Raw genomic sequence first — 10811 nt, forward strand, 5'->3', positions numbered from 1 at the left:
TGTTTTGTCCTCAGCGTGCTATTATGATAAAAGTTTCCCCATTATAAGGAGGATAAAAATGAAAGCTACCAAGAGAATCCTGGGCGCGGCGCTCTGCGGCGCCCTTCTGATTGGCACCCTGGCCGGCTGCGCCGAGACCCCCGCCGACCCCAGCTCCAGCGTTTCCCCGTCCCCTTCGGCCAGCGCCGCCCCGTCCGAGAGCCCTTCCGCCCTCCAGTTCGGCGACTTTGACCTGAACAGCGTCGACGTCACCCAGGTGCTGCTGGGCATCCCCGGGGACACCACGGTCATGACCGTGGACGGCGCGGCCGTCGACGCCGAGGAGTACCTCTACTGGCTGGGCTATGCCACCGAGTACGTGGGCTATTATATGTTTGGCGATCCCACTGCCATTGACTGGGAGATGGACACTGGCAGCGGCACCGTCGCCGAGTACCTCGTCAACAACGCCCGGGACCTGGCCGCCTTCAACCAGGTCATCCGCAACCAGTGCGCCCAGCGGAACATCGCCATGACCGCCGAGCAGGAGGCCGAGCTGGACCAGCAGATGGCCGACGCGGTGGAGAACTCCGGCGGCCAGGATAATTTTGAACTGGCCCTGAAGGAGGTCAACCGCACCGAGGAGGGCCTGCGGAGCATGTATTCCGCCTCCAACTTCCTCTATCCCGCCCTCCAGGAGCAGCTGTTCCCCGCCCAGGACGCCGCCGCCCTCACCGCCGAGGAGCTGGCCCAGTGGGCTTCCGACAAGGGCCTGATGCAGGTCAAGCACATTCTGTTCAAGACCGTGGACGACTCCGGCAGCCCCCTGTCCGACGAGGAGATCGCCGCCGCCAAGCAGAAGGCGGAGGACACGCTGGCCCAGCTCCAGGCCAGCGACGACATGGAGAACCTGTTCGACCAGCTGATGAACGAGCTGTCCGAGGACGGCCGTTACGCCGACGGCACCCTGGGCGCCCCCGACGGCTACCTCTTCGGCGAGGGCGAGATGGTCCAGGAGTTTGAGGACGCCGCCAAGGCTCTGGGCGAGCACGAGCTCAGCGATATTGTGGAGACCAGCTACGGCTACCACATCCTGCTCCGCCTGCCCGTGGACACCGAGATGGCCCGTGAGGCCTGGACCAGCGAGCAGGATGCCAGCATCAGCGAGCAGATGAACGAGCAGATGAACACCTGGATGGAGGAGGCCGACATCCAGACCAACGACACCTTCGCCTCCATTGACCCCAAGGACTACTATGAGCGGCTGAGCGCCTACCGGGCGCAGCTCGCCGCTGCGGAGGAGGCGGACGCTGCCGAGGGCGCCGCCACGGCGGAGCCCTCCGCCACCCCTGCCGCCGAGGGCTGAGCCCGGGCACGGCAATTAAAATACGCCGCAGTATTTCCAGCTGTCAGCGCCAGATACGTGAAACACCCCGCGGAGGCCTGCTTAATAAGAAGCAGGCCTCCGCGTTTTTTACACCTGCATTCGCTCCGGCAGGCAAAAATTTTCCGTCATACCCCCCCACAATACTCTGAAATCTATTGTATGAAAAACAAGAAACGATAGCTTGTTTACAAACTCTATTGTTTCGGGATAAATAAACAATAGATGAAAGGGCGGAGGAACATTCCATGTACGACGAAAAGGAGCGTTTCAACCAGGCGTTCGGCAGGCGGTGCCGCCTGGCCCGGGGCAACCGCCGGGCGGAGGACGTGGCGGAACAGGCGGGCATTACGCCCCAGTTTCTCTCCTCCGTGGAACGGGGGAAGAAGGGCATGACGGGGATGAACATTGCCAACCTGGCCCGGGCCCTCAATGTCACCACCGACTATCTGCTCTATGGCCGCACGGACGCCGACGCGGCCTGGGTGGGCATTGCCGAGCATCTGGCATCCCTGACGCCTGCCATGCGGGATATGGCGGGGGAGATGCTGGAGACCATGCTGGCCATGCTGGAGGCGGGACGGCCGGAATAACAGCCGCCCGCCGCGGCAGGAGGAGGAACCTGTGTGAGTGGGATACGGATACTGCTGGTGGATGACAACCCGTCCGCCCGGGCGCTGCTGGCCGCCTTTGTGGAGGAGACCCCCGGCCTGGAGCTGTGCGGTGAAGCGGGAGACGGCTGGCAGGGCCTGGAGCTGACCGGCCGCCTGGGGCCGGATCTGGTGCTGCTGGACCTGATTATGCCCGGCCTGGACGGCATCGGCTTTCTGGAGGGCCTGGCCGGACTGCCCCAGGGCCGGAAACCACGGGTGATTGTGCTCTCCGGCGTGAGCGCCGACGCCTATGTGCAGCACAGCTGCCGCCTTGGCGCGGACTACTACCTGGTCAAACCGGTGAATCTCCGCATGCTGGCTCAGCGCATCAGCGCCCTGTTTCCCGCCGGAGAGCCCCGCCAGGAATACGGCCCCGCCGGCTGGCTGCTGCTCCGATTGGGGGCGGACAGCCGCCTGGACGGCTATGGACAGACCGCCTTTGCCCTGGAGCTGATGGCCGCGGCGGAGGCCCAGATCCAGATGAAGGAGATCTATCTCTCCACCGCCCGGGCCTTTCACACCACTGCCGCCTGTGTGGAGAAGAACATGCGCACGGTCATCCGGGGCATCCATACCGCCGGCAGCCCGGCCTACAGCGCCCTGCTGGGCTCACTCAGAGCGGACAGGCCGCCGGGCAACGGCGCGTTCCTCCGCCGGGCGGCAGAGGAGCTGGCGGAAAAAGAGCGCCGAAATAGAAAATGAGACGGGTCCGGAGACTGCTCCGGACCCGCAGGCTGTCGAAAAAGTCCCCGGACTTTTTCGACAGCCTGCAAAAATGCCGTTACTTTCGCGCCGCACAGCGGCGCAAAAGTCCTCGCTCCGCTCCCCGGAAGCCTTGTACAGCAAGGCTTCCGGCGCATTCGATTCCACGCGAGGCGGGCAGCCGCCCCCTCGCGCTCCCCCGCCCCGGTTCAGGCGGGTGCTTTTAAACTGAGGTTTTTCGACACGCTGGGGTCCGGAGTCTGCTCCGGACCCGTTCTTGTCATACATTCCGTTTCCCTGCATAGATTGAAGCAGAGGCCTGTCCCCGCGCCCCAAGAGGGGCGGGCCCACTGCGCAAGGGAAGAAAAGGGGAGACGTGTATGAGCGCATGGCACAGCAAGACCGCCGCCCAGGTCCTCGACCAGCTGGACACCAGCCGGGACAGGGGACTGGCCGGGGCGGAGGCAGAGGAGAGACTGGGGCGGTACGGCCCCAACGTATTGGAGGAGCGGAAGCGGCCCGGTCTGGTGGTGCGGTTCCTCGCCCAGCTGAAGGACCCCATGATTCTGGTGCTGCTGGGGGCGGCGGGGCTGTCCCTGTGGGCCGGGGGCGGGGAGGACTGGGTGGACGCGGTGATCATCCTGGTCATTGTGCTGGTCAACGCCTGCATCTCCATCGCCCAGGAGAACAGCGCCGAAAAGGCCCTGGAGGCCCTGCGGCGCATGTCCGCCCCCATGGCCCGGGTGGTGCGGGACGGAACCGAGCGCCGGGTGGAGGCGGCCGGCCTGGTGCCCGGCGACATTATCCTGCTGGAGGCGGGGGATATGGTGCCCGCCGACGCCCGCATTCTGGACAGCGCCGGGCTCAAGGCGGACGAGAGCGCCATGACCGGCGAGTCCCTGCCCAGCGACAAGGGCCCCGCCGACGGCCTGGCCGGAGACCTGCCCCTGGGAGACCGGCACAACATGCTCCTGTCCTCCACCGTTATCACAAACGGCAGGGCAAGGGCGGTGGTCACCGCCACCGGCATGGACACTGAGGTGGGCCGCATCGCCGGCATGATCCTGGACAGCGGGGAGGGGGAGACACCCCTCCAGCGGAAGATGACGGAGATATCCAAGACCCTCTCCTTCGCCTGCCTGTGCGTGTGCGCCGTGCTCTTCGGGGTGGGCATGCTGCTCCACAAGGAGATTCTGGACATGTTCCTCACCGCCGTGGCCCTGGCGGTGGCCGCCATCCCCGAGGGGCTGCCCGCCATTGTCACCATTGTGCTGGCCCTGGGGGTGCAGCGGATGGCAAAGCGGGGGGCCATTGTCAAGAAGCTGCCCGCCGTGGAGACCCTGGGCTGCGCCGGGGTCATCTGCTCGGACAAGACGGGCACCCTGACCCAGAACAAAATGACCGTCACCCAGGTGTGGACGCCCCGGGGCGGGGACCGGGCGGCGGTCCTCACCGTGGGCAGCCTGTGCTCCGACGCCGCATTGGCCCGGGACAAGGGCCGCCGCCGGGCGGTGGGGGACCCTACCGAGGCCGCCGTGGTGGAGGCCGCACTCAAGGAGGGGCTGGACAAGGATGCCCTGGAGCGGGACTGGCCCCGCCGGGGAGAGGTGCCCTTTGACTCGGAGCGGAAGCGGATGAGTACCGTCCACCGCCGCCCGGACGGGGGCTTCCGGGTGTGCGTCAAGGGGGCCCCCGACGTGCTGCTGTCCCTGTGCCGCCGCCTGCCCGGCGGCGCGCCCCTCACCGACAGCGTCCGCCGCGACATCGCCGCCCGCAACGCCGACATGGCCGCCCAGGCCCTGCGGGTGCTGGGGGTGGCCTACAAGGACCTGGAGATGCTGCCCCGGGAGATGAACCCCGCCACTCTGGAGCAGGACCTGACCTTTGCCGGGCTGGTGGGCATGATGGACCCGCCCCGTCCCGAGGTGAAGGAGGCGGTGAAGCAGTGCCACGCCGCCGGTATCCGGCCGGTAATGATCACCGGCGACCACAAGCTCACCGCCGTGGCTGTGGCCAGAGAGCTGGATATCTTCCAGCCCGGCGACCTGGCCATCACCGGCGCCGACCTGGACTTTATGCCCCAGGAAATGCTGGAGCAGGAGGTGGAGAAGTTCGCCGTCTACGCCCGGGTGTCCCCGGAGCACAAGATGCGCATCGTCAAGGCCTGGCAGGCCAGGGGCAAGGTGGTGGCCATGACCGGCGACGGCGTCAACGACGCCCCCGCCCTCAAAGCCGCCGACATCGGCTGCGCCATGGGCGTGGCGGGCACCGACGTGGCCAAGGGGGCCAGCGACATGATCCTCACCGACGACAATTTCGCCACCATCGTCTCGGCGGTGGAGCAGGGGAGGGGCATCTACGCCAACATCAAGAAGGCCATCCACTACCTCCTCTCCTGCAACATCGGCGAGATGCTCACCATCTTCCTGGCCACCGCCCTGGACTTCCGCCAGATGCCCCTGGTGCCGGTGCAGCTGCTGTGGCTGAACCTGGTCACCGACTCCCTGCCCGCCCTGGCCCTGGGGGTGGAGCCGGTGGAGAAGAACGTGATGGAACACAGGCCCCGGGACGCGGGGGAGAAGCTCTTCGCCGGGGGCTTTGCCTGGCGGCTGTGCTGGCAGGGGTGCATGGTGGGACTGCTCACCCTGTGCGCCTTTTTCCTGGGGCAGTACATTATCCCCGGCCCGTCCGCCCCGTCCGCCGCCGCCAACACCATGGCCTTCGCCACCCTGACCATCTGTCAGCTCTTTCACGCCTTCGACGTGCGCAGCGAGGAGGAGAGCCTGCTGAAAACAGGCATCTTCTCCAACAAGGCCATGAACAAGGCCTTCCTGGCGGGCATGGCCATGCAGCTGGCCGTGCTGTGCCTGCCGCCCCTCCAGGGGATATTCTCCACCGTACCCCTCAGCGGGGCGCAGTGGGGAGCCGTCCTGGGCCTGGCCGCCGCCCCGGTGGCGGTCTGTGAGCTGACCAAGGCCGTGAGCCGGTGGAGAAAGAAGCGAGAGGAGACATAAAAAACGAGCCCGCAGCAGCTGCTGCGGGCTCGTCTTGCGTATGGAATTACTCCTTCACTTCCCGGATGAGGATGAAGGGGGTGAGCTGGCGGTCCTGACCGGCGGGGTTGTCCCGAATCAGGTCCAGCAGGTCCTCGTCGGACTGCTTGAGCTGGGCACACCGGCCCAGCAGCTCCACGTTCAGGTCGTTGGCGTCCACAATCATCATCACCACGCCGGTCTTTTCAAAGACCTCGTCGCACACGCCGTCGGGATTCTCAGGCACCCGAACGCCCATATGCTCATACTCGGGGATGTCGTGGCCATAGAAGCCGTCCAGGCCGGAGACCTCGGTGCCCAGGATGTTGTAGAAGGTGCCGCGGACGCCGCGGAGCTTGTCGATGGCGGCACGGAAGGCGGCCCAGAGCACCTTGGGCAGGCCGCAGACGTTGATGGCAAACTGCATCTTCACGGGCAGACCCATGCCGGGGCCGGCGGAGGTCTGGTGCACAAAGCGGCTGAGGACCTTGGCCCAGAAGCCGGGCTTCACCTCGTCCTCGGTGACCACCCGCTTCTGGCACATGGCGATGACCTTCTCGCTGGAGGACAGGATGTCACCGGGCTGATAGACGGGCAGCACATACTTCTCAATCAGGTCCAAGTAGCTCTCGCCCACCTGGACAAAATGGGTCTGGATGGCGTGACGGGCCCAGGTCTTGCCCATGGCCTGGATGGTGACGCTCTTGCCCTCGTTCGCTTTAAATTCCATAGTAAAAAGCCTCTCATCTTGTATATCAATTTGGATTTTCCCAATGGGTGGGTATAATAGCAGCTCTGGGGCTATTATACCCACGTGTTTCCAAAAAGGCAACAAAAAGAACACGGACAGCGCATATCCGCCGCCGCCGGGGACATACTGAACGGGAGACAGGAGAGGAGGAATCCACCCATGAAGCTGTTCGGACCCCAGACAGACGGAATCCCGCCCCACCCCAGACAGGAGCCCAGGGTGGACGGCCCCCTGACCGTGGACACCCTGCGGAGGGTGTTTGCCGACTGCGTGGACTTTGCCGTCCGGGAGGCCGACCTGGCCGGGGACCCGGAAAAGCACGTGACCATGTGCTACATCGGGGGTATGGTGAAGCTGGAGCGGGCCAGCGAGTACATTCTCCGCCCTCTGGCCCAGGACAGCACCCTGCGGGACGCCCCGCCGGAGGAGGCCTGGCGGAAGATGGCCGGCGGCGCCCTCTACAATTTAATGGTGGAGCAGCGCACCACCGCCGACCAGGCCGCCATGGACATCATCAACGGCAACCTCATCCTCTTTTTCCCCGGCGCCCCCGCCGTCCTCTCCTTCTATATGGCCACCGAGGACAAGCGGGGCGTCAGCGCCCCGGACAACGAGCCCTCCATCAAGGGTGCCCGGGACTCCTTTGTGGAGAACCTGCGCAGCAACACCAGCCTGGTGCGCCGCCACCTCCGGGCCCCGGAGCTAAAAATCAGGGAGAAAATCGTGGGGCGGCAGTCCCTCACCCCGGTGGACATCCTGTGGCTGGACAATATCGCCGACCCGGACCTGGTGCGGCGGGTGGAGGAGCGGGTGGCCGCCATCGACATCGACGCCCTGCTCTCCACCGGCAATCTGGAGGAGTATATCGTGGACGAGACCTCCACCGCCTTTCCCCTGGTGCTCTACACCGAGCGGCCCGACCGATTCTGTGCCGGTCTGGCCCAGGGGCGGGTGGGTATCCTGGTGGAGGGGCTGCCGTTGGGCTACCTCTGTCCCGGTACGGCGGGGGAGTTCCTCCGGGCCCCACAGGACAAGTCCAACAACTGGATGACCGCCAGCGTCCTCACCCTGCTGCGGTGTCTGTGTATCTTCGGCACGTTGCTGCTGCCCGCCGTGTATATCGCCATGGTCAACTTCCACCAGGAGATGATTCCCACCCGCCTGGCTCTGTCCATCATCGCCGCCAAGCGGGATGTGCCCTTTACCACCGTGTTTGAGGTGCTCCTCATGCTGGTGGCCTTTGAGATTCTCCAGGAGGCCGGACTGAGGCTGCCGCCCTCCATCGGCCAGACCGTGTCCATCATCGGCGGCCTGGTGGTGGGCACCGCCGCCGTGGAGGCCAAAATCGTCTCTCCGGCGGTGCTCATCGTGGTGGCCGCCGCCGGTATCGCCGGGTACACCATGCCCAGCCAGGAGTTTGCCGCTGCCCTGCGGCTGTGGCGCTTCCTGCTGGCGGTGCTGGCGGGCTGGGCGGGACTGTTCGGTGTGGTGGTGGGCGCGGCGGTGCTCATTCTGCGCCTTGCCCGGCTGGAGAGCTTCGGCGTGGCCTACCTGACCCCCTTTTCCGCCGGAGGTCAGTCCGGGCTGGACGGTGTGTTCCGTCTGCCCCTGCCCTGGGTCAAGCTGCGGCAGGAGGGGCTCCACACCAAAAACAGGAGGAATCAGGCGTGAGACGGGCTTTTGCAGTAATGACCCTGGCCGCACTGTGCCTCTCCCTCACCGGCTACGGCGGCCAGAGCTGGCTGCCCGAGGGGCGGGAGCTGGAGAACATGGTGCTCATGCGCACCCTGGGGGTGGACAGGGCGGAGGAGGGGGTCATGGTCACCGCCGCCTCCGCCGAGCAGAGCGGCGGGGAACAGCCTGCCGTGGTCTACTCCCACAGCGCGGGCACCGTCAGCGCCGCCTGTCTGGCCATGCAGTCCCGGGGCAGCGCCTATATCTTCTACGGCCACGTGGGGCAGCTGCTGGCCGGGGAGGAGCTGGCCGCCGCCGGACTGGAGGAGGCCCTGGGCTACGTGGAGCGGGACATTGAGATGCGGCTGGACACCGAGTTCTATGTGGTGCGGGGTGGGAACGCCTCAGACGCCATCACCGCGCTGTCGAAGTCGGGCACCTCGGCCTCTGAGCGGCTGGAGTCCATGGCGGAGGACGCCGGGCTGATGGCCGCCTCCATGCCCCGCACGGTGCGGGAGCTGCTCTCCGACACGGCCCGGTGCGGGGCCACCTTTGCCCCCGCTCTCACCCTGACGGGAAAGGAGGGGGACTACGACCTGGCCGCCGACGGCTACGCCCTGCTGAAGGACAGCACCCTCATCGGCTTTGCGGATGGGGACGCGGCTCTGGGTATTAATCTGCTGCTGGGCCGGGTGGAGGCGGATGTGGTGGAGTGCCCCACGAAGGAGGGCACGGCGGCCCTGCGGGTGGTGGGCGCGGAGACCAAAATCAGCCCGAACTTTGAGAAGGGCGCCCTTACCGGGCTGACGGTGGAATGCGCTGTGGACGCCAACGTGGCACAGGGGCCAAAAAATATGGATCTGGAACACAGCACAGAGGAACAGCGCGCCCTGGAGGCGGCTCTGGCCGGGATCGAGCGGGATCGAATTGCGGCCGCCCTCACTCTGCTCCAGACCTTGAACGCCGACTGCCTGGACCTGTGCCGAAAGGCGGGCATGTCCGCCCCCTGGCGTTGGGCCGCCCTCCAGGAGCAGTGGGGGGAGGCCTTTTCCGACCTGCCCATCCGGGTGGAGGTCACCGCCGGCATCCGGCGGGGCTATGATGTCAAATGAGGTGAAACACATTGTCTGAGACGCCCATCACCATGCGCCAGCTGCTCTCGGTTATCTTTGCCGCGCTGCTGTCCCCGGCCATCCGGGTGCTGCCCGGCAGTACCGCCCAGACGGCGGGAGAGGCCGGGTGGCTTGCGCCCCTGTTGGCTCTGCCCGCAGTCATGACCCTGTGCTGGGTGCTGTTCAAGCTGCTCTCCCATCTGCCCTCAGGCGCCGGCCTGGCCCAAGCCTGCTCTCTGGTGCTGGGGAAAGTCGGGGGGAAGATTGCTCTGGCCCTTTGCCTGCTGTGGGGGCTGCTCCAGCTCAGCGTCACCGTGCGCATGTGCGGCCAGCGGTTTCTCATCACCGGCTACCGAAACCGGCCGGTTCTCTTTTATATTATTGTGCTGCTGGCAGTGGCCCTCTGGATGGCCAGAGGCAAGCTGGCCGCCTTTGCCCGGGCAGGGGAGATCTTTCACGCCATTCTGGCCGTCACCCTGGGCGCTGTACTGCTGCTGGCCACCTTCCGCATGGAGCCGGAAAACCTGTTTCCCATATGGATAGAGGACCTGCCTGCCGCAGGCGCCGCCGCAGTGCCTGTGCTGTCCCTGCTGGGGTATGCCGTCCCGGGGGCGTTCCTGGCCGGGCGCCTGAAACGGCAGGACAAGGACCGCTCCAGAGCCTTCCGGTGGACCGTGTGGCTGTGCCTGCTGCTGTCCGCCCTGCTGCTGGTGACCATGGGCTGCCTGGGCCCCGACCTCATCTCCCGGGTGGAGCAGCCCTTTTTTGTCATGGTAAAGGGAGTTGGGGTGCAGGGGGCGTTCCAGCGGGTGGAGTCCGTGGTTATGGCCCTGTGGGTTCTCTCCGACCTGATACTTATCGGTATGCTGGTGCTCTCCGCCTGTACCGTGTCCAGGGCCCTCTTTGGACTGAAGCAGGCCCAGTCTGCCGCCCTGCCTGTGGCTGCGGTGGCCCTGGCGGGCAGTGTATTCCTCTTTCAGGACGCCTTTGCCGTGGAGCGCTTTGCCGACGGGATTCTCACCGCCGGTAATCTGGCGTTTGGATTTGGGTTCCCGCTTCTTCTCCTGGTGGTTGGTAAAATACGGGGAAAGAGCGTGTAAAAAGCACCTAGATATAGTGTGCGAACACTTGCCCAGTGGGCAGATATTGTTGGAAAGGAGAAAGCTGAAAAAAGTGAAAAGAAAAAGCGGAAAAACTGTTGACAAGCCGGGTTTTATCTGGTATATTATCTAAGCGCTCGCGGGGAACACCCCTTGAAGAGGCCAAAAGTTTTCTTGAAATCAGCCTGACGGCTCGAAAAAAGAAAACAAAAAAGCCTCTTGACAAAACGAGCTCGACATGATATCATATAAAAGTTCGCTGCGAGAGCGGCGGGCGGCTGGATGAGAGTTCTGGAATTGGACTTTGGGAGCCGAAAAGCTTCGAAAAAAGTTTGAAAAAAGTACTTGACAGCAACAAAAAGATATGATATACTAAACAAGTTCCTGCCGCTGAGGCGGGGCGTGCACCTTGTAAATTAAACAA

General features: G+C 64.9%; 9 protein-coding genes. 7 read left to right on the forward strand and 2 right to left on the reverse strand.

Annotated elements, in window-relative coordinates:
• Positions 1-58: 58 nt before the first annotated feature.
• From QZY67_RS06855 to QZY67_RS06870, 4 genes are all read left to right on the forward strand, one after another.
• Positions 59-1345 (forward strand): peptidylprolyl isomerase, encoded by a 1287-nt coding sequence (locus tag QZY67_RS06855; protein WP_295369311.1) that lies wholly within the window; start codon positions 59-61, stop codon positions 1343-1345.
• A gap of 266 nt (positions 1346-1611) precedes the next feature.
• Positions 1612-1956: a helix-turn-helix transcriptional regulator gene (locus tag QZY67_RS06860; RefSeq protein ID WP_294536932.1), complete on the forward strand. Its 345-nt coding sequence runs from the start codon at positions 1612-1614 to the stop codon at positions 1954-1956.
• Positions 1957-1989: 33 nt separating this feature from the next.
• Positions 1990-2718 carry a response regulator gene (locus tag QZY67_RS06865; protein ID WP_295369313.1) on the forward strand — a complete coding sequence of 243 codons (729 nt, stop codon included), beginning with the start codon at positions 1990-1992 and terminating at the stop codon, positions 2716-2718.
• A 380-nt stretch (positions 2719-3098) separates the two neighbouring features.
• Positions 3099-5732 carry a calcium-translocating P-type ATPase, PMCA-type gene (locus QZY67_RS06870; protein WP_295369315.1) on the forward strand — a complete coding sequence of 878 codons (2634 nt, stop codon included), beginning with the start codon at positions 3099-3101 and terminating at the stop codon, positions 5730-5732.
• A gap of 46 nt (positions 5733-5778) precedes the next feature.
• Here the strand turns inward: QZY67_RS06870 and QZY67_RS06875 are convergent, their stop codons facing one another.
• Positions 5779-6480, reverse strand: a complete 702-nt coding sequence (locus QZY67_RS06875; protein WP_294536923.1) for a F420-0--gamma-glutamyl ligase — start codon at positions 6478-6480, stop codon at positions 5779-5781.
• Positions 6481-6660: 180 nt separating this feature from the next.
• On the opposite strand from QZY67_RS06875, the gene QZY67_RS06880 reads away from it, so the two are divergent.
• Genes QZY67_RS06880 through QZY67_RS06890 form a run of 3 tightly spaced genes read left to right on the forward strand, consistent with a single transcriptional unit; the run spans position 6661 to position 10387 of the window.
• Positions 6661-8172, forward strand: coding sequence for a spore germination protein (locus QZY67_RS06880; RefSeq protein ID WP_295369317.1), 1512 nt, complete (start codon positions 6661-6663; stop codon positions 8170-8172).
• Positions 8169-9287, forward strand: coding sequence for a Ger(x)C family spore germination C-terminal domain-containing protein (locus QZY67_RS06885; RefSeq protein WP_295369319.1), 1119 nt, complete (start codon positions 8169-8171; stop codon positions 9285-9287). Before QZY67_RS06880 ends, QZY67_RS06885 begins: the two co-directional genes overlap by 4 nt.
• A gap of 11 nt (positions 9288-9298) precedes the next feature.
• A complete protein-coding gene (locus QZY67_RS06890) occupies positions 9299-10387 on the forward strand; it encodes a GerAB/ArcD/ProY family transporter (protein WP_295369321.1) in 1089 nt (362 codons plus the stop codon).
• A gap of 244 nt (positions 10388-10631) precedes the next feature.
• On the opposite strand, the gene QZY67_RS06895 is transcribed toward QZY67_RS06890, so the two are convergent.
• The coding region (locus tag QZY67_RS06895) for a hypothetical protein (protein ID WP_295369323.1) at positions 10632-10811 on the reverse strand (180 nt) is incomplete at its 5' end.

The organism is uncultured Pseudoflavonifractor sp., assembly GCA_904419835.1.
In the GTDB taxonomy this organism is placed as follows: Bacteria; Bacillota; Clostridia; order Oscillospirales; family Oscillospiraceae; genus Pseudoflavonifractor.

Coding starts and splice junctions, on each gene's coding strand:
- QZY67_RS06855 (WP_295369311.1), top strand. CDS start 59: ATGAAAGCTACCAAGAGAATCCTGGGCGCGGCGCTCTGCGGCGCCCTT.
- QZY67_RS06875 (WP_294536923.1), bottom strand. CDS start 6,480: ATGGAATTTAAAGCGAACGAGGGCAAGAGCGTCACCATCCAGGCCATG.
- QZY67_RS06860 (WP_294536932.1), top strand. CDS start 1,612: ATGTACGACGAAAAGGAGCGTTTCAACCAGGCGTTCGGCAGGCGGTGC.
- QZY67_RS06870 (WP_295369315.1), top strand. CDS start 3,099: ATGAGCGCATGGCACAGCAAGACCGCCGCCCAGGTCCTCGACCAGCTG.
- QZY67_RS06880 (WP_295369317.1), top strand. CDS start 6,661: ATGAAGCTGTTCGGACCCCAGACAGACGGAATCCCGCCCCACCCCAGA.